This is a genomic window from Humibacillus xanthopallidus (assembly GCF_006716675.1).
Classification (GTDB): Bacteria; Actinomycetota; Actinomycetes; order Actinomycetales; family Dermatophilaceae; genus Humibacillus; species Humibacillus xanthopallidus_B.
Map to the genome: position 1 here is coordinate 77,792 of NZ_VFPM01000002.1, position 21,621 is coordinate 99,412.

19 protein-coding genes are annotated in these 21,621 nt (G+C 72.8%); 10 read left to right on the forward strand and 9 right to left on the reverse strand.

Annotated features, from left to right (window positions below):
* The first annotated feature begins 6 nt into the window (after positions 1–6).
* The 7 genes from FBY41_RS08275 (at position 7) to purM (ending at position 6,215) form a co-directional block, all read left to right on the forward strand.
* Complete coding sequence (locus FBY41_RS08275; protein ID WP_141843415.1) at positions 7–888, forward strand: LLM class flavin-dependent oxidoreductase; 882 nt, start codon at positions 7–9, stop codon at positions 886–888.
* A gap of 112 nt (positions 889–1,000) precedes the next feature.
* Positions 1,001–1,381 carry a sterol carrier family protein gene (locus tag FBY41_RS08280; protein ID WP_141843417.1) on the forward strand — a complete coding sequence of 127 codons (381 nt, stop codon included), beginning with the start codon at positions 1,001–1,003 and terminating at the stop codon, positions 1,379–1,381.
* Positions 1,378–1,620 (forward strand): hypothetical protein, encoded by a 243-nt coding sequence (locus tag FBY41_RS08285; RefSeq protein ID WP_141843419.1) that lies wholly within the window; start codon positions 1,378–1,380, stop codon positions 1,618–1,620. The genes FBY41_RS08280 and FBY41_RS08285 overlap by 4 nt, the downstream gene beginning before the upstream one ends.
* 23 nt (positions 1,621–1,643) lie before the next feature.
* Complete coding sequence (locus FBY41_RS08290; protein WP_311769382.1) at positions 1,644–2,798, forward strand: CaiB/BaiF CoA transferase family protein; 1,155 nt, start codon at positions 1,644–1,646, stop codon at positions 2,796–2,798.
* On the forward strand, positions 2,795–3,355 hold the full coding sequence (gene thpR, locus FBY41_RS08295) for an RNA 2',3'-cyclic phosphodiesterase (RefSeq protein ID WP_141843424.1): 561 nt from the start codon (positions 2,795–2,797) through the stop codon (positions 3,353–3,355). Before FBY41_RS08290 ends, thpR begins: the two co-directional genes overlap by 4 nt.
* 43 nt (positions 3,356–3,398) lie before the next feature.
* A complete protein-coding gene (gene purF / locus FBY41_RS08300) occupies positions 3,399–4,961 on the forward strand; it encodes an amidophosphoribosyltransferase (RefSeq protein WP_185748975.1) in 1,563 nt (520 codons plus the stop codon).
* Between the two features lie 135 nt (positions 4,962–5,096).
* Complete coding sequence (gene purM / locus FBY41_RS08305; protein WP_141843428.1) at positions 5,097–6,215, forward strand: phosphoribosylformylglycinamidine cyclo-ligase; 1,119 nt, start codon at positions 5,097–5,099, stop codon at positions 6,213–6,215.
* A 77-nt stretch (positions 6,216–6,292) separates the two neighbouring features.
* Here the strand turns inward: purM and FBY41_RS08310 are convergent, their stop codons facing one another.
* The gene (locus FBY41_RS08310) at positions 6,293–6,487 is read right to left on the reverse strand and encodes a DUF3073 domain-containing protein (protein WP_141823050.1); all 195 of its coding nucleotides are present in this window, start codon (positions 6,485–6,487) and stop codon (positions 6,293–6,295) included.
* Between the two features lie 445 nt (positions 6,488–6,932).
* Here FBY41_RS08310 and FBY41_RS08315 point away from each other — a divergent pair, with 445 nt between their 5' ends.
* Together FBY41_RS08315 and FBY41_RS08320 are read left to right on the forward strand one after the other, a co-directional pair.
* Positions 6,933–7,124, forward strand: a complete 192-nt coding sequence (locus tag FBY41_RS08315; protein ID WP_141823717.1) for a BldC family transcriptional regulator — start codon at positions 6,933–6,935, stop codon at positions 7,122–7,124.
* Between the two features lie 193 nt (positions 7,125–7,317).
* On the forward strand, positions 7,318–7,761 hold the full coding sequence (locus tag FBY41_RS08320; protein WP_141843430.1) for a VOC family protein: 444 nt from the start codon (positions 7,318–7,320) through the stop codon (positions 7,759–7,761).
* Between the two features lie 27 nt (positions 7,762–7,788).
* Here the strand turns inward: FBY41_RS08320 and FBY41_RS08325 are convergent, their stop codons facing one another.
* Entirely contained in the window at positions 7,789–8,424 is a 636-nt protein-coding gene (locus FBY41_RS08325; protein ID WP_141843432.1) for a nucleotidyltransferase domain-containing protein, read from the reverse strand.
* A gap of 66 nt (positions 8,425–8,490) precedes the next feature.
* Positions 8,491–10,125 (reverse strand): PucR family transcriptional regulator, encoded by a 1,635-nt coding sequence (locus FBY41_RS08330; protein ID WP_141843434.1) that lies wholly within the window; start codon positions 10,123–10,125, stop codon positions 8,491–8,493.
* A 143-nt stretch (positions 10,126–10,268) separates the two neighbouring features.
* Between FBY41_RS08330 and FBY41_RS08335 the strand changes: the two genes are divergently transcribed.
* Positions 10,269–11,537: an NAD(P)/FAD-dependent oxidoreductase gene (locus tag FBY41_RS08335; RefSeq protein ID WP_141843436.1), complete on the forward strand. Its 1,269-nt coding sequence runs from the start codon at positions 10,269–10,271 to the stop codon at positions 11,535–11,537.
* A 186-nt stretch (positions 11,538–11,723) separates the two neighbouring features.
* On the opposite strand, the gene FBY41_RS08340 is transcribed toward FBY41_RS08335, so the two are convergent.
* From FBY41_RS08340 to FBY41_RS08365, 6 genes are all read right to left on the reverse strand, one after another.
* Positions 11,724–12,419, reverse strand: coding sequence for a DM13 domain-containing protein (locus tag FBY41_RS08340; protein WP_141843438.1), 696 nt, complete (start codon positions 12,417–12,419; stop codon positions 11,724–11,726).
* A 133-nt stretch (positions 12,420–12,552) separates the two neighbouring features.
* Positions 12,553–12,996 (reverse strand): OsmC family protein, encoded by a 444-nt coding sequence (locus tag FBY41_RS08345; protein WP_141843440.1) that lies wholly within the window; start codon positions 12,994–12,996, stop codon positions 12,553–12,555.
* 396 nt (positions 12,997–13,392) lie between these two features.
* Positions 13,393–15,162 (reverse strand): alpha-amylase family glycosyl hydrolase, encoded by a 1,770-nt coding sequence (locus tag FBY41_RS08350; protein ID WP_141843441.1) that lies wholly within the window; start codon positions 15,160–15,162, stop codon positions 13,393–13,395.
* A 210-nt stretch (positions 15,163–15,372) separates the two neighbouring features.
* Positions 15,373–18,720: a glycoside hydrolase domain-containing protein gene (locus tag FBY41_RS08355; protein ID WP_141843443.1), complete on the reverse strand. Its 3,348-nt coding sequence runs from the start codon at positions 18,718–18,720 to the stop codon at positions 15,373–15,375.
* Positions 18,721–18,873: 153 nt separating this feature from the next.
* Positions 18,874–20,430, reverse strand: coding sequence for an ATP-dependent DNA ligase (locus FBY41_RS08360; RefSeq protein ID WP_141843445.1), 1,557 nt, complete (start codon positions 20,428–20,430; stop codon positions 18,874–18,876).
* Positions 20,431–20,483: 53 nt separating this feature from the next.
* Positions 20,484–21,509, reverse strand: a complete 1,026-nt coding sequence (locus tag FBY41_RS08365; protein ID WP_221629242.1) for an alpha/beta hydrolase — start codon at positions 21,507–21,509, stop codon at positions 20,484–20,486.
* Between the last annotated feature and the right edge of the window lie 112 nt (positions 21,510–21,621).

A 21,621-nucleotide genomic window follows, 5' to 3' on the forward strand; every position in this document is an offset into this window, starting at 1 on the left:
GGAGCCATGCGATTCGGCCTGACGATCCTGCCCGAGCACACGTGGTCGGTCGCCGAGCCGCGGTGGCGCGAGGCCGAGGCGCTCGGCTTCGACCACGCGTGGACCTTCGACCACGTCACGTGGGGTGGGCTGCCCGACTCCCCGTGGTTCGCCGCGGTGCCGACCCTGGCCGCGGCAGCAGCCGTCACCGACCGGATGGGTCTGGGGACCTTCGTCACCTCGCCCAACAACCACCACCCCGTGCAGCTCATGCGTGAGGTCCTCGCCCTCGACGACATCTCGGGTGGGCGCTTCCTGCTCGGCATCGGCAGCGGGGGCGACCTCGACGCCCGCATCATGGGTGAGGACCTGCCCCTGCGGGCCCGCGTCGACCGCTTCCACGAGTTCACCGACCTGCTCGACCGGCTCCTGCGCGACGACCACGTCACGGTCGACGGGCGGTTCTACAGCGCCCGCGACGTGCGCACCCTCCCCGGTCCGGTGCGCGGCGCCGCGGGGGGCAACCGGGTTCCGCTCATCGTCGCCGCCAACGGCCCTCGCACGATCCGGCTCGCCGTCGACCGCGCCGACGGCTGGATGACCTACGGCGGCACCGCCGACACGGACGACGCCTGGTGGGCCCTCGTCGGTGAGCTCTCGGCCCGGGTGGACGACGGCCTCGCCGCGGCCGGGCGCGCTCCCGAGACCCTCACCCGCTACCTCAACCTCGACAGCGCCCCGACCTTCTCCCTGACGAGCGCCGCCGCCTTCGAGGATGCCGTCGGTCGCGCCGAGGCCCTCGGCTTCACCGACGTCATCACGCACTGGCCCCGCGACAGCGACCCCTACCAGGGCACCCGTGACGTGCTCGACGAGGTCGCAGGCGGCGTCATCCCCCGCCTTCGCTGAGACAGCCCCTGTCGCCGAGGCGCGGGGGAGCGCCCGCCGGCCGGCGAGGGGCGAGCCGGCCACGCGGCATACCGGCTCGGCGCCGTCGGTGGGCGGGGTTAGCCTGCTGGGCATGTCGCCCCGCCGTCGCACCCCTGTCGCAGAGGGCCGCGCCGCCCTCGAGGTATGCCGCTCGGCCGGCTGGAGTGCCGACCGGCGCACGACGGGCACCGCGGTCCGCTACACGCTCGACGAGCTCGCCACGACGGCCCCGGGCCGCACCGTGGAGGTCCGGGTGCCCCCGCACGGCGCGGTCCAGTGCATCGAGGGGCCGGTGCACACGCGCGGCACGCCGCCCAACGTCATCGAGACCGACGGGGCCACGTGGCTGCGGCTCGCGGTCGGTGACCTCACCTGGGATGACGCCGTCGCGGGCGCGCTCGTGCGGGCCAGTGGCCAGCGGGCGCACCTGGACGGACTTCTTCCGCTCCACTCGCTTAACCTTGAGGGGTGACCACCTCCCCTGACGGGCGCTCCGCGCCTCGCGTCCCGAACTTCAAGCGCTTCCTCATCACCGGCGCGCTCCTCGGCTTCGTCGTCGGCGCGGTGATCTCGCTCGTCGGCGACGACGTGCGTGGCTACTCCGCCACCACCGGAGCGCTCTTCCTCGGCGCCTTCGGCGCCCTGCTCGGTGCCGGGCTCGCCGGCATCCTCGGCATCCTGCTCGACCGGTCGGGCCGCCGCAGCTCGTGACGGGCACCGGCCCCCTGGCGGGCGTGCGCGTCGTCGAGCTGGCCGGCATCGGCCCGGCCCCCTTCGCCTGCATGCTGCTCGCCGACCTCGGCGCCGACGTCATCCGGCTCGACCGGCCGGGCGTACCGCCGCTGCCGGTGCCGATGCCGCCCGAGGCCGACCTGTTGCGTCGCGGCCGTCCGTCCGTCGTGCTCGACCTCAAGCACCCCGACGGGCTCGCGACGGCAAGGCGGCTCGTCGCCCGGGCCGACGTCCTCGTCGAGGGCTACCGTCCGGGCGTGGCCGAGCGCCTCGGGCTCGGCCCCGACGACTGCCTCGCGATCAACCCCGCCCTCGTCTACGGCCGGATGACCGGCTGGGGACAGGACGGCCCCCTCGCCCACGCCGCCGGGCACGACATCGGCTACGTCGCGATCACCGGCGCGCTCGGCGCGATCGGCCGGGCCGGCGGCCCGCCCCAGGTGCCGGTCAACCTCGTCGGCGACTTCGGTGGTGGTGCCCTCTACCTCGCGGTCGGGGTGCTCGCTGCCCTGCTCGAGGCGCGCACGAGCGGTCGCGGCCAGGTGGTTGACGCCGCCATCGTCGACGGCACGGCGCACGTGTCGGCACTCGTCGTCGGCCTCGTCTCGAGCGGGCTGTGGTCCGACCGGCGTGGGACCAACCTGCTCGACACCGGCGCCCCCTTCTACGACGTCTACGAGACGAGCGACGGTGGCTGGCTCGCCGTCGGGCCGCTCGAGCAGCCCTTCTACGCGGAGCTGCTGCGGTTGCTGGGCATCGAGGACGCGGCGCCGGACCGCCTCGACCCGAGCCAGTGGCCCGCCCTGCGTGCCCGGCTGGCAGCGACCTTCGCCACCCGCACCCGCGACGAGTGGACCGCCCTGCTCGAGGGCACCGACGCCTGCGTGGAGCCCGTCCTCAGCTACGCCGAGGCGCCGCACCATCCGCACCTCGCGGCGCGGGGCACCTACGTCGAGCACCACGGCGTCGTCCAGCCGGCGCCCGCGCCGCGCTTCTCCCGCACGCCCGGCGCCCTCTCCACACCGCCTCCGCGCGCGTCGGGGGTCGACACCCGACGCGCCCTCGAGGCGTGGGGCATCGACGACGTCGAGGCCCTGCTCGCCTCCGGCGCGGCCGTCGAGGCGGCCGAGGCGGTCGAGGCGGCCGACAGGCCATGAGGCTCTTCGTCGCGGTCGTGCCGCCCGACGACGTGCTCGACGACCTCGAGGTGCACCTCGAGCCACGTCGTGCGGCCGGTGGCGAGGTGCGCTGGACCGACCGGCACCAGTGGCACGTGACCCTCGCCTTCCTCGGCGACGTGCCGCAGCACCGTCTCGACGACCTCACCGAGGTGCTCGGCCGGTCGGCCGCCAAGCGCAGCCCCCTCGTGCTGCGGCTCTCCGGCGCGGGCGCCTTCCCCAGCCCGTATGCCGCCCGCGTCCTCTGGGCGGGAGTCGAGCAGGTGCGCGGTGACCTCGGGGCCGTCGCGAACGGCATACGCTCCTCGGCGAGCTCGGCAGGCGCCTCACCGGACGGGGCGCGGTTCCACCCCCACCTCACCCTGGGCCGCTTCGGCCGCCCGACCGAGGCGACGCGGTGGATCCGCGCCCTCGACGGCCTCGAGGGGCCGGCGTGGGTGGCCGACGGGGCGACGCTCATCGAGTCGCACCTCGGGGAGGGGCGCGGCCGGCGGCCCCGCTACGAGGTCGTGGCCGACCTGCCTTTCGGGCGCTGACACGGAGGCGGGAGTCCGGCGATCCGTGTGGGAGACTGCGGTAGTGGCACGTGGCGATGGACGACTGGGTCATGATCTCCTCCCCGGCGAGAAGGGCCCACAGGACGCCTGTGGCGTCTTCGGCGTCTGGGCCCCCGGAGAGGACGTCGCGAAGCTGACGTACTTCGGGCTCTATGCGCTGCAGCACCGCGGCCAGGAGTCGGCCGGCATCGCGACCGGAGACGGCGAGAAGATCCTCGTCTACAAGGACATGGGCCTCGTCTCGCAGGTGTTCGACGAGACCGCGCTGTCGTCCCTGCGCGGACACCTCGCGATCGGGCACACGCGCTACTCGACGACCGGCGGCTCGACGTGGGAGAACGCCCAGCCGACGCTCGGAGGCACCGGCCACAGCACGATCGCGCTCGCGCACAACGGCAACCTCATCAACACCGTCGAGCTCAAGGCGCTCGTCGACGAGCACTTCGGCACCGGCCGCGTGACGGGCGAGCTCGCCCGCGGCAACACGTCCGACACGGCGCTCGTCACGACGCTGCTCTCCGCCGACGAGGACCGCACTCCCGAGCAGGCCGCCCTCGAGCTGCTGCCCAAGCTCCAGGGCGCGTTCTCCTTCGTCTTCATGGACGAGACGACGCTGTATGCCGCCCGCGACCCGTGGGGCGTGCGTCCCCTCGCCCTCGGTCGCCTCGAGCGTGGCTGGGTCGTCGCCTCCGAGACCGCGGCGCTGCAGACGATCGGCGCGTCGGTCATCCGCGAGATCGAGCCCGGCGAGCTCATCGCCATCGACGAGAACGGCCTCCGCTCGCACCGCTTCGCCGAGCCGCAGCCCAAGGGGTGCGTCTTCGAGTACGTCTACCTCGCGCGACCCGACGCCGTCATCCGTGGCCGGGTCGTCCACGAGGCGCGCGTCGAGATGGGCCGGGTCCTCGCCCGCGAGCACGCCGTCGATGCCGACCTCGTCATCGGGGTGCCGGAGTCGGGCGTGCCTGCTGCTGTTGGGTATTCACAGGAGTCCGGCATCCCGTTCGGGCAGGGCTTCGTCAAGAACGCCTACGTGGGGCGCACCTTCATCCAGCCGTCGCAGACGCTGCGCCAGCTCGGCATCCGGCTCAAGCTCAACCCGCTCGAGCACACGATCCGCGGCAAGCGGCTTGTCGTCGTCGACGACTCGATCGTGCGCGGCAACACCCAGCGGGCCCAGATCCGCATGCTGCGCGAGGCGGGCGCTGCTGAGGTGCACGTGCGCATCAGCTCGCCGCCCGTGCAGTGGCCGTGCTTCTACGGCATCGACTTCGCGACGCGCGCCGAGCTCATCGCGACCGGTCTCAAGGTCGAGGAGATCCGCGCCTCGATCGGCGCCGACTCGCTCGGCTACATCTCCGAGCAGGGGATGATCGGCGCGACGAACCAGCCCGCCGACGAGCTGTGCAGCGCCTGCTTCACCGGCCGCTACCCGATCGAGCTGCCCGAGGACGGCCGCGTCGGCAAGCACGTGCTCGAGACCCTGCCCCTCACGGTGCGCACCGGCCACGACCGCTCGGTCGACGTCGACGGCGTCACCCTCGGTGTCGGCCTCGGCGGAGAGAACGCCCTCCAGCACCCCTGACCCCAATCGAAAGAGCACTCAGTCTGGTCGTCGAGGGCCCGCCCCCAATCGAAAGAGCACTCCGTCGTGCGACGGAGTGCTCTTTCGATTGGACGCGCGGGGGTGCACCACACCGGCGCCGGTAGGGTGGGTCGGGTGAGCGATGCCCCCATCACCTACGCCTCTGCCGGAGTGGACGTCGAGGCGGGTGACAAGGCAGTCGAACTGATGAAGGAGTCGGTGCGGCGCGCGACCCGACCCGAGGTGCTCGGTGGGCTCGGCGGGTTCGCCGGCATGTTCGACGCCAGCGCGATCGCGCGGATGACCCGTCCGATCCTCGCCACGAGCACCGATGGTGTCGGCACGAAGGTCGCCATCGCCCAGGCTCTCGACACGCACGACACGATCGGCTTCGACCTCGTCGGCATGGTCGTCGACGACATCGTCGTCTGTGGCGCCGAGCCGCTCTTCATGACCGACTACATCGCGACCGGCAAGGTCGTGCCCGAGCGCATCGCGGCGATCGTCGGCGGCATCGCCCGCGCGTGCGAGGAGGCCGGGGTCGCCCTCGTCGGCGGCGAGACCGCCGAGCACCCGGGCCTGCTCGAGCCCGAGGAGTACGACGTCGCCGGCGCCGCCACCGGCGTCGTCGAGTATGCCGACGTGCTGGGTCCACATCGGGTCGCTGACGGAGACGTCGTGGTGGCGCTCGCGAGCAGCGGCCTGCACAGCAACGGCTACAGCCTCGTGCGCCGCGTCGTCGAGAGCGCCGGCTGGGCCCTCGACCGGCACGTCGACGACTTCGGGCGCACCCTCGGCGAGGAGCTGCTCGAGCCGACCCGCATCTACACCCGGCCGCTGCTCGAGCTCATCGCCGCCGACGGGGTCGACGTGCACGCCCTCAGCCACGTCACCGGTGGCGGCCTCGCCGCCAACCTCGCGCGGGTCCTGCCGGCCGGCACCTACGCACGGCTCGACCGGTCGACGTGGACGCCACCCGCGGTCTTCCGCACGATCCAGGACCTCGGACGCGTGCCGCAGGCCGACATCGAGCGCACCCTGAACCAGGGCATCGGCTTCGTCGCGGTGCTCCCCGAGGCACAGGCGGAGCGCGCCATCGAGCTGAGCCGGGCGGGCGGCATACCGGCTTGGCGGCTCGGCGACGTGACGACGCTGGAGCGTGCCGACATCGTCGCGGGAACCGAGGTCGTCAGGGGCGCGAAGGGCGTCGACGGCGGCTCGGTCCAGGTCGTCGGGCAGCACCCGACGACCTGAGGACCGGCACAGCCGATCGCGGGCCGAGTGCAGGCACTCGACTCACGAGGTGGAGCAGGGAAGGAGAAAGGGAGAGCTCACCGCTCGCCCGAGGCCCACTTCCCGTAGTCGTCGTACTCATCCGGCTCGGTGACCCGTGCGGGCTCGCGAACCGGACTGGACGTGTCGCGGTGCAGCTCTCGCTCCAGCGCGCTCAAGTCCGTGTCGGGTGTGTAGTACTTGAGCTGCCGTGCGACCTTGGTCTGCTTGGCTTTGGCTCGGCCGCGCCCCATGGCGTGACCCCCTCGTGCGTCGTGCCGGGACGGCATCGCTCGTCGGAGAACCGGGTGGCTCTTCGATGTCCGCGTAGCGGCCCCGGGAATGTGTGTGTTCTCGTGGGGCTAACGCTACATGAGCGGAGCGGCTCCTGCGTGCCACGGTCGGACCGGCCCCTCGGCGGCGCGTCGCCGAGTACGTGGCCGTCGCGTGGCCGTCGGGTGGCCGTCGGGTGGCCGCCGCACCCCCAGCGCGTCACCGGCAGGTCACCGCGAGGTGAACGGGAGGTGAGCAGCGCCTCACACCGTAGGACGACCCCGCCGGTTGTCCACACCGAATCGTCTCTTTTCGGCGTTTGGCCGGTAACCACAGGCGCGGGACTTTACTCTGTCTTTACCTAAGCCTCTCCCTGGGGCTGGATGCGTGTCGCTGCACGAGCGACAGGGTGGTGGGGAAATGACAATGACAACGCAGGATCGACACGAGACCGAGAAGCTGCTCACGCCAGCCGAGGTCGCAGCGCTCTTCCGGGTGGACCCGAAGACGGTCACCCGGTGGGCCAAAGCGGGAAAGCTGACGTCCATCCGGACGCTCGGCGGACACCGTCGCTACCGCGAGTCCGAGGTCCGCGGGCTGCTCGGGGGCGGCAGCTGACAGGCGGCCCGCTCGCGGCAGGCAGACACCGCACACGGGGGGAGGGGCGCCGACGGCACCCCTCCCCCGACACGTCAGCCGGGCCGTGAGCGACGACGTCCCGTCCGGCTCCTCCTGAGCCCTCGTGAGCCCTCGTGAGCTCTGCCGGACGTCAGGACGTTCCGATGTCGGCGGCTGGTCCTACCGTCAGGTCATGACGACCGGACCGACCATCACCGCCATCACGCTCGGAGTGCGCGACGTCGAGGCCGCGCGCGTCTTCTACGTCGACGGGCTCGGCTTCCGCGCCGTGCTGCACCTGCCCGGCGAGATCAGCTTCGTGCAGTGCGCACCGGGGCAGGTGCTCGCGCTGTGGGACGTCGAGCAGATGCCGAGCGAGTACGGCCACGTCGCCCACGGGCCCGCCGCGCCGCCCATGTCGCTGGGCCACACCGTCGCCTCACCCGTCGAGGTCGAGCAGCTGCATGCCGCCGCGCTGGCCGCAGGTGCCACCTCCGTCTCCGCGCCGCAGGAGCGCGAGTGGGGTGGGGTGAGCGCGTGTGTCGCCGACCCCGACGGCTTCCGGTGGGACTTCGTCTTCAACCCGAACTTCCGGGTCGACCCGGACGGAACGGTGCATCTTGGAGAGTCGTCGTGACTCCCGGCTGTGGCTGTGGGAGCCCGGTCAGAGAACGTCACACCACGGGTGCATGGGGGCGTGACGGGTCACGAAGCCCGAGAGCCAGTCCCGCTGGCCCTCGCTGAGCAGGGGCAGCGCCGCTCGCAGGTCCGCATCGTCCTTGGGCCGGGTGTTGCTCACCTTGTGGGCGAGCACGAGCTCGGGCCGCAGGTAGCGGATGCCCTCGCGCTCCCACGTCGCCTCCTCCAGGGGGAGGACCACCGACGCGTCGCGCTTGAGCTGCCAGCGGCCGTCGACGTCGGCGTTGAGCAAGAGCTCGCCGCGCCACGGGGCGAGCGCGTGCTCGCGCACCCAGACCTGCTCGGCGTGCTCGGGCATCTCGCGTCCGGGGGCCAGGTGGGCCAGCCCGTGGTCCGAGGCAGCCCAGAGGTGCCAGTCCCTCTCGAGGTGGCGGCGAACGGACGGCAGGTCGCTGCGGAAGACGGACAGGTCGATGTCCTCGTGCTCCCGGGGGACGCCGGTGAAGGCCTCGATCGCCCAACCGCCGGCGACCCACCACGGCACGCCGAGGTCGTCGAGCAGGTCGCGAGCCTCGGTGGGGGTCCACGAGACCTGCGGTCCGTAGATCCGCTCGAACTCGGTGCGCGGCATCCACACCTGCGATGCGGCCTGTTCGTCCACCGTGCAACCGTAGGACCGCTAGGTCCCGTGTGGGGGAGAGGTGAGGTGCCGCTCGGCGTGCTTTCCTCAGTGGCCGAGCGCCCTCAGCTGGAGGCGGAGGGCGAGCCGGGTCTCAGGATCGTGCAGGTCGAGGTCGACGACATCGGACATGCGCGTCATCCGGTAGCGCAGGGTGTTGGGGTGCACGTGCAGTGTCCGGGCCGCCTCGCGCGGGTCGCCGGGGTGGTCCAGCCAGGCGGCGACCGTCTCGAGGTAGGCCGTCTGGTGCGCTGCGTCGTGCGCCTGCAGGGCGCCGACCGGGCCGAGGAGCTCCTCGGTCCAGATCCCGCCGAGGGCGCGCGCGGTGGTCACAGCTGCCCAGGCATGCTCGACGGTAGTCGTCGTGCCGGTGATGCGCCCCGCCTCGCGCAATCGCTGCACCTCGGTCGCCTCGCGCCGCGACCGGTCGAGCTCGACGGGCCGGCCGACGGAGCCCCCGGCGCTCGCCGTGGCGGTCGGGGTCGTGGCCGCCACCTCCTCGACGACCGCGAGCAGCCACTCCCACGTGCCGGGTGAGCTGTCACCGGGCGCGTCGCGAACGAGCGTCAGGGGCACGCCGTCGACGATCGAGAGCAGGGGCTGGCGCCAGGAGCGGCGCCGCGCCGCCGACTCCCAGACGTCGAGCTCGCGCTCGGGATCCACGCGTGCGGGGGAGCCGGCGGTGGCCCCGGGGCCGTCATGGGCCCCGGCGAGGACGACGACACGCCACGGTGGAGGGGGGAGCCAGCCCTCCGCCTCGACGACGTCGCCGCTGAGCACGGCGCGGAGCCGGTCGCTCATGACTCGCCGGGCGAGGTCTGCCTGGGAGCGCATGCGCAACAGGTGCAGCGCGACGACCGAGGCGGTCTGGCGCAGCGAGCGCAGCACCGGTTCGGCCGGCTCTTCGTCGACGACGGCCCAGATCGAGCCGAGCCACTCGGTGCCGGCCCGCACCGGAACGACGAGGCGTGCCCGCAGGCCGCGGCCGGCGGTGACGAAGAACGGCTCCTCGGAGCGTGCGAGCCGGCGGAAGACCCCCCGGCCCCGCAGCGAGGCGATCACCTCGTCCGGCACGCGCCGACCGACGATCGTCGAGACCCGCGCCGGGTCAGCGACGTCCTGTGTCGAGGAGTAGGCGAGCACGCGTGACTGGGTGTCCTCGATGGTGACGGGCGCGTCGACGAGGGCTGCGCACGCGTCGGCCAGGGCGAAGAGCTCGTCGAGCACCGGCCCCTCTGCGCGCAGGGACGGCCCGCTCGCGGCCCGGTCGAGCACCCCCCGGAGCAGCCACACGACGTGCGCCCACGAGGCGTGGTCGGCGAGCTCGACGAGCCCGACGCCGAAGCGGGCCGCGGCAGCGCGCACCTGCGTGCTGCGGGTGGCCACCCGTCGCAGCACGACGGCGGTGCAGCCGACCGCGGCGGCGCCCTGAAGGAGGGCGGCAGCGTCGGCCGCGCGGTCGACGCCGACCCCGAGGAGCAGGTCGCCCGCCTGTCCGTAGACACCGGAGCCCGGCTCGGCGAGCGTCACGTCGTCGATCGTCGCCTGGCCGGCCTCGACGACCACGGTGAGCAGGCCGCCGCCGAGCGTGCCGACGAGCTGGTGGACGGGCAGCCCGACCGGGGTGGTCGACGACGTGCGCGTGGCGGAGCGAGCCGACGAGCGTGAGGAGGAGGGCGGCATACGCCATCGTCGCACGGGATCGTGCGCCGAGCACAACGTCAGCCGAAAACGTTGGCGTCCGAGCACCAATGGTGCGGCTCAGTCGGACGCGACCATGGACACAGCACGATCCTCAGCCCCAGCCGACACCAGGAGTCGACCCCATGGCCGCAGTCACCCCCGCCGGTTCCCCCGCCCCGCAGCGCATCGCCGTCGTCGGCGCCGGCATGGTCGGCCTCGCGACCGCGTGGTTCCTCCAGGAGCGCGGCGTCGAGGTGACGGTCATCGACCGTGACGGCGTGGCCGCCGGCGCCTCGTGGGGCAACGCCGGCTGGCTGACGCCCGGCATCGCGACCCCGCTGCCCGAGCCTGCCGTGCTGAAGTACGGCCTGCGCGCGGTGCTCAGCCCGAGCTCGCCCGTCTACGTCCCGCCGAGCGCGAAGCCCGACTTCCTCAAGTTCGTCACCGGCTTCACCCGCCACAGCACGATGAAGGCCTGGAAGAAGGCCATGGGCTCGCTCGTGCCCGTCAACGACCTGTCGCTGCAGAGCTTCGACCTGCTGCGCGACGGTGGCGTCGACGCCGAGACCTACGAGGCGAAGTCCTTCACCGCCGCCTACCGCACGGCTGCGGAGCGCGAGACCCTGCTCGAGGAGATCGAGCACATCCACGCCTCCGGCGGCGACATCACCTTCGACGTGCTGTCCGGCGACGAGGCCCGCACGATCGAGCCGGCCCTTTCCGACAACATCGGCGCCGCGATCGTGCTGCACGGTCAGCGCTTCATCAACCCCGGCGCCTACGTCGCGGCCCTCGCCGACTCGGTCATCGCCCGCGGCGGCAAGATCCTGACGGGCAGCGCCATCCAGCGACTCACGGACACCGCCACGGGGGTGCTCGTCACGAACGACTTCGGGGTCAGCGAGGAGTACGACGCCGTCGTCGTCGCCACCGGGGCATGGCTCGGCCAGATGGCCCGCGAGTTCGGCGTCAAGCGAGTCGTCCAGGCCGGTCGCGGCTACTCCTTCAGCGTCGCCGTCGAGGACCTGCCCAACGGCCCCGTCTACTTCCCGGCCGCCCGCGTCGCCTGCACGCCGGTCGGCGACCGGCTCCGCGTCGCCGGCATGATGGAGTTCCGCAAGCCCGAGGCCGCCCTCGACCAGCGCCGCATCAAGGCCATCGTCGAGGCCGCCCGCCCGCTCCTCAAGGGCGCCGACCTCGACCACCGCCAGGACGAGTGGGTCGGCTCGCGGCCCTGCACCGTCGACGGCCTGCCGCTCATCGGCGCCACGAAGAGCTCCAGGGTCTTCGTCGCCGGCGGTCACGGCATGTGGGGCATCACCCTCGGCCCCGTCACCGGTCGCCTCCTCGCCGAGCAGATCGTCACCGGCGTCGCCCCGGCCCAGCTGGCGCCCTTCAACCCGCTGCGCTGACGATCGCCCGGACCCGCAACGGTCACGACGCACGAGTGCCCACCCGACCGTTCGGTCGGGTGGGCACTGTCGTGCACCCAGGGGCTCGGTTGGGCGCCCGACGGGCCGACGGCGTATGCCGTGTGGCCGAGTGGCCGCTCCCGACCCCTCAGCAGGGCGACAGCCACCTGATGGTGGTTCGGAGCCTCACGCGATCCGGATGGGAGCCGTGCCGAACGCGACGTCGAAGCGGTCGCACCAGATGGCGACCGACCGCAGGCGGGAGAGGTCGACGTCGCCCGGGATGGCGTAGTTCTGGTTCCCGTCCGTCCCCTTGAGGTCGCCGAGGGAGACGTGGAACCGGTCGTCGTAGCGGTGCCAGTCGCCTCCGGCCGGCTGGTCGGTGAGCCACACGTCGACGTCCGGGCCGTCGCTCGTGGAGAAGCCCTCGAGGCGCAGGTAGCGAGACCCGTCGGCGAGCTGCACGATCCGCGCGGTGCCCGAGGTGGCGTGCTCGGCGTCGATGAAGCGCCCCTCGCTCAGCACGTCGAGCGCGGGCCGCGCGCTGGGGGGTGAGGCGTTCGGGGCGGTCGTGCTCGTTGTGCCAGTGGGTTCGGTTGGGCTCGGCCCTGCTGGAGTGGGTGTCAGGCCGCCGGAGGGGTCGGCATCCGCCGGCGTGGTCGCGGCGACGGGAAGCGCCTCGTCCACGGTGCTGCGGGTGACCAGCCGCCACGGCTGGAAGAGGACGAGCCCCCCGACGAGCAGGGCCGCGACGACTGCGGAGACGGCGATGAGGATCCGACGCCGCCCGGTCCGCCGCCCGGGGGCACTCGGGGTCGGGTCATGCGGCGGCGGGTCGCCCGGCGCTGGCCCTTCGGGGGCGGGGGACGTGTCGTGCGTCATGGGTCGCTCCGGTTCGGCTCCGGCGCCTGCGGGGCGCCGCTGCGGCAACGACCCCGGCCGGCGCGCCGGAGTCGGTGCTCCATTGCACCGTGGCGCGCGGGAGCGCGACCATGACGAGGTCCTTACGGTCTGCTCACGGAACGAGCGCGATCGTCACGTCGGGCTCGTGGGTCAGTGTGTTGTGCACCGTGCAGCGGTTGACCATCGCGAGCAGCGGCTGGTGCCGGCTCTCCGGCACGCCCGCCGGCAGGTGCATCCGGACGTCGAAGCTCGCGACCCGCGATGGCGACGTGCCCATGACGTAGCTCGCCTCGACGCGCAGTCCCTCGACGGGCAGGTCGTGCCGCGCGAGGTAGCGGCGCGCATAGAACGCCGAGCACGAGGCGAGGCTCGCGACGAAGAGCTCCGTCGGGGTCGGCCCCGTGTCCTCACCGCCAAGCGCATCGGGCTGGTCGACCCGGATGCGGTGACCGCGCACCTCGATCTCGAACTGGTCCCCGCCGAGGTGGCTGACCGACATCGTGTCCGTCGTCGGGCCGTGGGCGTTCACTCTGGCACTCGTCGTCGTGGCACTCATCGGGCATTCCTGTCTGCGTGAGGATGGTCCCCCTTCCACGCTAGACGCGATATGCCGCCAGCCTCCCAAGGACGCCAGGCGGCATACGTCACATCAGCACACGGCCCCGCCTGGCGTGCCCGGCCCAGCCGGCCCCGATCCGCGTCGCATCCCCACCGCACTCTTCGTAGCCGGGGCGACCAAACGAGCGGGCCTGGCGCGATTCCACCGCACGTCTGGTAGCCCGGGCGACCGAACCCGCGGGTCCGGCCCGAGCACCGCACGTCTGGTAGCCCGGGCGACCGAAATCCGCGGATCGGCGCGATTCCACCGCACGTCTGGTAGCCCGGGCGACGAGAAGTGCGGTTGCGCCGGTCTCGGGCGGGGTGGGGTGCGCCCTGTCTCGGCGGATGAGGGTCAGGCGCGGGTGAGGACCACGAGGGAGTATGCGCCGACGGAGACCGTGCCCAGGGGCGGCTGGTCGTCGTCGGGGTTGTCGACGGCGTCGACGTCGTCGGTCTCGTGGCCGGCGAAGAGGGCGCTGTAGGTTGCGGCATCGGAGTTGAAGCGCACCGCCCAGTGCCCTCCGCCCGGCAGGGGCGTCGTGACGTCGCGCGGCTCGGCGCTCGCGTTGACGACGACGACGGCGACCTCCTCGTCGCGGGAGCGCGCCCAGGAGAGGGTCTTGGCCTCGTCGTCGACGTGCAGCAGCGAGAAGATGTTGCCGGTCAGGCCGGCCGAGGTGCCGTCGGCGTTGCGGCGCAGGCGGATGAGGTCCCGCGCGAGGCGCACGATGTCTCGGAACTTCTCGGCGCGCTCCCAGTCGAGCGGCACGTCGTCACGGAACCACTCGTCCTCGAGGAACTCCTGGCCCTGGAAGAGCATCGGGATGCCGTGGCCGGTCAGGGCGAGGCAGAGCCCGAGCGTGGCGCGCTTCTGCGCGGCCCAGCCGCCCGGGTCCTCGCTGTCGATCTCGTGGGTGAGGCGCAGCTTGCCGTTCGCGACCTCGTCGTGGCTCTCGGTGTAGATGATCCGCGCGAAGGGGTTGTCGTCGGCCCCGATGGCCTCGGCGAGCTCGGTCATCGACCGCTCGCCGTCGTCGACCGCCGTCAACGCCGCCCGCACGGGGTGCACGAAGCCGGCGTCCCACTGCGCGTGGAAGCCGGCGCCGCCGTCGCCGAAGGTCGTCAGCGCGGCGTCGTTCTGCAGGTCCTCGGCGATAAGGATCTTGTCGGGGCGGGTCTCGCGCACGCTCGACGTGATCGCCTGCATGACGTCCCAGCCCTCCGGCAGGTCGCCCGTGCCGACGCCGTCGATGGTGCGGATGTAGAGCGTCGCGTCGAAGCGCAGGCCGTCCATGTGGTACTCGTCGAACCACATGAGCGCGTTGTCGTGCAGGTAGGCGCGCACCTCCTCGCGGCCGTAGTCGGGGCGCGTGTCGCCCCACGGCGTCGACGAGCGCTCGTCGTTGTAGAAGTAGATGCCGCCGAGGTCGTTCTCGCTCCAGCCGTCGAAGTGCCAGAGGGCGAGGTCGCTCGGCCCGAAGTGGTTGAGCACGACGTCGACGATCACGGCGATGCCATGGCGGTGCGCCTCGCGGACGAAGGTCTTGAGCAGGTCGGGCCCGCCGTAGGTGTGCTCCACCGCGAAGGGGTTCGACGGGTTGTAGCCCCACGAGTAGTCGCCGGCGAACTCCGCGACCGGCATGAGCTCGATGGCGTTGATGCCGAGCGCGATGAGGTAGTCGAGCTTGCCGGTGACGCCCTCGAGGTCGCCGGGGTTGCCCGGGTCGGCCATGAACGAGCCGATGTGGGTCTCGTAGATGACGAGCTCGTCGTGCGGCGGGCACGCGAAGGAGTCGCCCTGCCAGTCGAAGGCGTCACGGTCGTAGACGATCCCGTTGCCCGAGGAGTGGGTGACGGCGCGGGCGCGCGGGTCGATGCGCATGAGGCGCTGGTCGCCGTTGCGGATGACGAACTGGTACTCCGTGCCGGGGCCGACGCCCTCGATGTCCGCGTACCAGTGGCCGTTGTCCTCCGCCTCGAGGGGGTGGCCGTCCTCCGACCAGTCGGTGAAGCTGCCGGTCACGGAGACGGCGTCGGCGTGGGGTGCCCAGACGCGGAAAGCGGTGCCGCCCTCGTGGGGCATCGAGCCCAGGCCGGGACGGTGGGGGTCGTGCTCAGACATGGTGCGCTCCGGCGGTACGGGTCGGGATGGTGGGTTCCGAGCCTAGTGAGGCCGCCGGGCGCGCCCCACGCCCGGGCTGTCCGCACGCCCTTCGACGGTCGTCGGTATGCCGTCCGGCCGGGTGGGGTGGCCGCGGTATGCCGTCCGGCTGGCACAGGTGGCCGCGGTATGCCGTCCGGCCGGCTCAGGTGGTGGCGGCTCGCTCCAAGGTCAGTGCAGATAGCCCTCGACGTCGGCGATCACCTGGACCGTGCCACTGGAGCGGTTGACGATCGTCATCGTGCCGTTGCTCGCGAGGCGGCTGATGACGAGGTTGGCGACGGTCTGGCCGGCGCTGAAGTTGGCCGTGGAGGTTCCCCCGCTCGCGGCCGAGTCGGCCGTGAGGAAGCCTGCTGCGGTGGGGGAGGTGGCGGTGAGGTTGATCGACGCGGAGGTGGCTCCGGCCGGGACGGGGGAGCCGGCGACCCCGGCCACCTTGACCGTCAGCGAGGCCCGGGGCGCGAGCGCCGTCTTGACGGGGTTCGTCGCCGTGCCCGTGCGGGTGTCGAGGAGGCGCACCGGGGTGGGCGAGACCCACTGGTTCGTGGAACCGGTGGGGCCGAGGTAGCCCCCGACGTCGGCGACGACGTGGACGGTGCCGCGCGAGTGGTTGACGATCGTCATGGTGCCGTTGGTCGCGAGGCGGGTGATGACGAGGTTGGCGACGGTCTGGCCGGCGGTGAAGTTCGCCGTGGACGTCCCTCCGCTCGCGGTCGAGTCGGCCGTCAGGTAGCCGGCCGCCGTGGGCGAGGTGGCGGTGAGGTTGACGGCTGCAGCCGTGGCTCCAGAGGGGACGGGTGACCCGCTGACCCCAGCGACCTTGACGGTGAGCGAGGCTCCGGGGGCGAGCGCCGTCTTGACCGGGTTGGTCGCCGTGCCCGTGCGGGTGTCGAGCAGGCGGACGGGGGCGGGGGAGACCCACGTGCTCGTCGTGCCGGTCGCGGTGACGTAGCCCTCGACGTCAGCGACGACCTGGACGGAGCCGCCCGAGTGGTTGACGACCGTCATGGTGCCGTTGGCGGCCAGGCGGGTGATGACGAGGTTGGCCACCGTCCGCCCCGCGGTGAAGTTGGCCGTTGACGTGCCGCCGCTCGCGGTGGAGTCGGCGGTGAGGAACCCGGCCGTCTGGGGAGCCGTGACGGTGAGGTTGATCGCCGCGGCTTGTGCGCCGGCGGGGACGGGGGAGCCGGTGACGCCGGCGACCGTGACCGTGAGCGAGCCCCACGGTGCGAGCGCGACCTTGACTGGGTTGGTCGCCGTGCCGACGCGGGTGTCGAGCAGCCGCACCGGTGCGACGGGGACGAGGTGCCCGTGCGGAAGTGGAGTGACGGGGGCCGAGGGCGCCGAGGCCGGGCCGGTGCCGACGCCGTTCCTCGCCGTGACCGTGAAGGTGTAGGCGGTCCCGTTCGTCAGCCCGGTCACGACCGCCGAGGTCGCGGTGCCGGCGACGGTCACGCTCGCGCCGCCGGGTGACGCGGTCACGGTGTAGGCGGTGATCGGGCTCCCGTTGTCTGATGGCGCGCGCCACCGCACCGTGGCGCGCTTGTCACCGGGCACGGCCGAGACCGAGGTGGGCGCGGACGGGACGTTGGCGACGAGCTGGAACGACATCGCGTCGGCGCCGACCTGTGCGGTCGTGGGGCTCGGGCCGTTGTCACCGAGGTGGACCGTGATCGGGCTGCCCGAGCGGGCGACGAAGCTGCCGAGGGCGGCGTAGCCGGTCACCGTGGACTGGTTGACCGTCCGGACGACAGTGCCGTTCGCGTCCTTGATCGTGTAGGGCACGGTCGCGCTGGCGCGGGTGGCCGGGATGTAGGCGCTCACGGCATACGTGCCCGGCGGCAGCTGGGGAGACCACGTGGCCCCGTTGGACTCGGTGGCGCCGTTGGAGTAGGTCGAGTAGGCGCGGCCGCGGAGGCCCTGACCGGGGTTGGGCTTCCAGTAGGACATGCTGCCCGTGAAGACGAAGGACGTGCCACCGGGCCCGAAGACGTTCGGGCCGTAGTCGACGGGCACGGGGGAGCCCGCGACCTGGCCGCCGAGCCAGTTGGCGTCGATGTTGATGCTGACTCCGCCCCAGGTCTCGGTGAGGTTGTCGTACTGGTGCAGCCGCTGGCCCCGCGACCAGAAGATGTCCTTGAACGCCGGGTAGGAGGCCGAGTCCGAGAGCGTCTGCAGGCCGTTCCAGTGGGCGAACCAGACGTCGTCGGGCGGGACGAAGCCGCTCGTGCCGGCGGCGACGGCGTTCGACATGTCGACCATGAGCGAGGAGGTGCTCCCGTAGGCGCCGGAGAGGTAGCCCAGGGCGTGCAGCTCGGCCGTCCACGCCGACATGAAGGTGAGCACGGTCTGCACACAGGCCTGGTCGGAGCTGCGGTATCCCTCCATGTCGTAGTAGATCGGCGTGCCGGCGCCGAGGCCGAAGGACTGGGCGCGGCTCACCGCGTCGTCAGCGCTCGCCTTGCCCTGGGCCGCGGCCCTGCTCGGGTCGATCGTGGCCAGGCCGGTCTGGTTGACGCACGGCGCCTGCACACCGACGTAGATCGGGATCAGCCCCCACCCCATCGAGGTCGTCTGGCTCACCCAGCTCGAGCTGAGGTTGCCGTCGGGGCAGGCGCGCATGGAGCCGCCGATGTAGATGCCTGCGGCGCGGTAGGGCGAGGACGAGAACCAGGACTGCATCGTCGCGACCGACGGCGCGGCGCACGTGTCGAAGCCCATGCCGGTGAAGGTCGTGGCGCCTGTCGAGGCTGTCGAGGCAGTCGCGGAGGGGAGGGTCGTCGCCACCTGAGCTCGCGGCTCGCCGGCGAGGCTCCGGCTGACGCCGAGGGGGGCATCGGTCGCCGTGCGCGCCGGCGTGGCCCGCGCGGGCGTAGCCGGCGTGGCCTGGCCGGACGTGGCCTGGCTGGACGTGGCCGGCCCGGTCGTGGGTGCGTTCGTGGGGGCCGCCGTGGCCAGGACGGCCTCCACGGCTGCCTCGTCGGCTCCCCAGAAGACCTCGGCCTCGACGTTCGGGCTCGTGAACCACACCTGCTTCGAGCGCCCCACCGGGTTGGCACCGGTGCGGGCGGCCATCCGGCCCACCGTCGTCGGCCGGGCTGTCGTCGCGGCGAGCCGCTGGGCGGAGGCCGGGCGCAGGTGGATCGTCTCGGCCCGCCCGACGAGGTGCGCCGGGCAGTCCTGCTGGGGGCCGGGGTCTCCGAGATAGACGGCGTTGACGTCGAGCCGGACGCACCGGCTCGGGTCGGCAGCGAGGTCGACGACCTGCCAGTCGCTCGGCACGTCGAGGCTCACGCCGCGATAGCTGACCCGATGCCCCTTGCCCGCCGCCGCGGGGGACGAGGTGGCGCCGACTGCAGCCGACGTGGCCGCAAGCGGGTCGACCGCTACCGGACCGGCTGCCGCCGGGCTGGCCGGGGTCTCACCTCCCGCCGCGAGGACCGGTGCAGGGCCACCGCCGCCGAGGACGAGCCCCGTCGCGCCGACGAGGAGCAGGAACCGTCGCCAGGGAGTGGGCATGTCGCCACCCTTCCCGTCAGCCACCGTTCCGAACCGGCCCCTGCCGACCATGCCGGGGACTCTCGTGGCACACGGCGCCGATGAGCACCCTGTGACTCATGAGGCTAGCCTGACGGCTGAGATCTGGCACGGTGAATGGTCATCACCACGGCGTCACCAGCCGGCGAGCGCGCGGACCGTCGGCACCGTGTCGATCTCGGACACCGGCTTGTCGTCGCGGTAGCGCAGCACCCGGGCGAAGCGCAGCGCCATGCCGCCTGGGTAGCGCGTGGAGCGCTGCACCCCGTCGAAGGCGATCTCGACGACCTGCTCCGGGCGCAGGTGGACGACCCAGCCGCTCTCGTCGCCGGGGTCGACGGCGAGCTCCCGGAAGCGCTCGGTCTGCCACGCGAGCATCTCGTCGGTCATCCCCTTGAAGGTCTTGCCGAGCATCACGAGCTCACCGGTCTCGGCGTCGCGCGCGCCGAGGTGGATGTTGGAGAGCCACCCCTTGCGGCGCCCGCTGCCCCACTCGACGGCGAGCACGACGAGGTCGAGGGTGTGCCGGGGCTTGACCTTGACCCACCCGGGACCGCGCCGGCCGGCGGCATACGGCAGGGCGGGGTCCTTGACGACGACGCCCTCGTGACCGGCCGCGACGAGGTCGGTGAAGAACTGCTGGGCCCGCCCGGGGTCGTCGGTGCGCTCGCGCGGCACGAGCCACGCCGGTGGCACGGTGCGTGCGAGGCGTTCCCAGCGCACCTGCGCGGGCTCGTCGAGCAGGTCCTCGCCGTCAAGGTGCAGCACGTCGAAGAAGTAGGGCGTGAGGGGCACCTCATCGCGCAGCCGCGCGACGTCCGCGCTGCTCGCCGTGCGCGCGCCCGTCACCTGGAAGGGCTGCGGCCGGCCGCTCTCAGCGAGGGCGATCACCTCGCCGTCGAGCACGAGGGTCTCGACGTCGAGCGCCGCGAGCCCCTCGGTGATCTCGGGCATGCGGTCGGTCACCTCGTCGAGCGTGCGGGTGAAGAGGCGCACGCTGCCGGGGCTCGTGCGGTTGTCGACATGGGCCTGCAGGCGTATGCCGTCGAGCTTGGTCTCGACGACGACCTCGCCTCCGAGCGTGGCGAGCGCGCCCGCGACGTCGGGCGCCGAGCCGGCGAGCATCGGCCGCAGGGGCCGCCCGACCTCGAGGGTCAGGGCCGCGAGCGCGTCAGACCCGCCGGTGAGGGCAGCCCGTGCGACAGGTCCCGCGAAGCCCGCGAGCATGACCGCGCGACGGACGGCTGCGTCGGGCACGTCGGCCGCCTTGGCGATGGCCTGGAGCATGACGCCGTCGCCGGCGCCCTGTCGCGTCTCGCCCGTGATGAGGCCGCGCAGCCAGGCCTGCTCGTCAGCGGTGGCCCGCCTGAAGAGATTGCGCACGGCCGCGGACCGCGCTGTCGCAGAGCCGGATCCGGTGATGCCCGCGATGGTCGTGGCAGCCGCGTCGACCTCCTCGACCGTGAGGCTCGACTCGGCGGCCGGCTCGGGGAGGCTCTGGAGCCCTCGCCAGCTGACGCCGATGCGCCGCTGGGGCAGCACCCCGGACAGGTGGGCGGCGACGACCTCGATGACCTCTGGACCGTCGCTCTGCGCCCGCCGCAGGCAGGCTGCGAGCGCCTCGACCTTCGCGGTGCGAGAGCTGGTCGCGGCCACGGCACGGCCGGTGTCGACGACGTCAGAGAGCTGCATGCCCCGATCCTGCCTCCACGCACCGACACCGGCCAGAGGCGACAGCCGGCCGCTCAGTCCGCGGTGACCCGCTCGATGAAGGCGACCGCCCGGTCGAGGGCCAGCCTGCCGGGCTCGGTGTCGAGGTCGAACTGGAACTCGTGCCCGAGACGCGGCTCGTGGTCGTCGGGGAAGAACAGCGTGTCGTGCGGGACCCCGGCCGCGTCGAGGGCGGCGACGAGCCCGAGCGAGTGCGCCAGCAGCGGGTCGGCATTGCCTGCGGACACGAAGGCGGGCGGGAAGGAGCCCGTGAGGTTCTGTGGCACCGACGCGAGGGCCGAGGCAGGGTGCGAGCGGTGGTCGCGCGTGCCGAGGTAGGACCAGAGGGCCGTGTCGACCAGCCAGGCCCCGATCTTCGAGCTGCCGTGCGAGAGCGCGAAGTCGAAGGCCCCGCAGAAGAGCACGACTCCGCGCAGCCCCGACGGCGGCAGGGCCACGTCGATCCCCACCCGCGCGGCATACTCCGGGTCGGTCACGAGGCTCGCCACCTGCGCCGCGATCTGCGCGCCCGCCGAGTCGCCGGCCAGCACGATCCGGGTGGGGTCGACGCCGAGACGGTCGGCGTGGTCGATGAGGTGCGCGAGGGCGCCGGCCACCTGGCGCACCGGCGTGGGGTAGCGCTTGCCCGGCGCGATCGAGTAGTCGACGCCGACCGTCGTGACACCGCGACCCGCGAGCACCCGGAGGTAGTTCGCGACGTCGTCCTTCGACCCCGACACGAAGGCCCCGCCGTGAACCCACACGACGGTGGCCAGCGCATCGCTGCGGTTCGGACGGAAGACGTCGAGACGCCCGTCGGGGTCGGACACGGCATACGCCTCGCCCAGCACCTCGACGAGGTCTGTCGGCGTGTGCGGTGCGAGCGCGGCGCTCGCGCGTGCGGCGCCCCGGTCGAAGACGGCGCGGATCGCCAGGGCCGATGGCCAGGGCGACAGTCGCACGGCGGCAGCCGCTGCCACGGCCGTGCCGACCGCAGCCGCGCCGACGCCGCCGATGCGGTCGATGATGCCGGCCATGGGCCTGCTCCGGCGCTCGGTCATGTCGCCAAATCTACTCGTGGGACCCACCCGTCCGTCTGCCCGGCACTTGACGTGGGCCGCCCGAGTCGTCAAGGTAAGCAAGCGCTTAGTCACGCGTTTCCGAGCAGTAGCA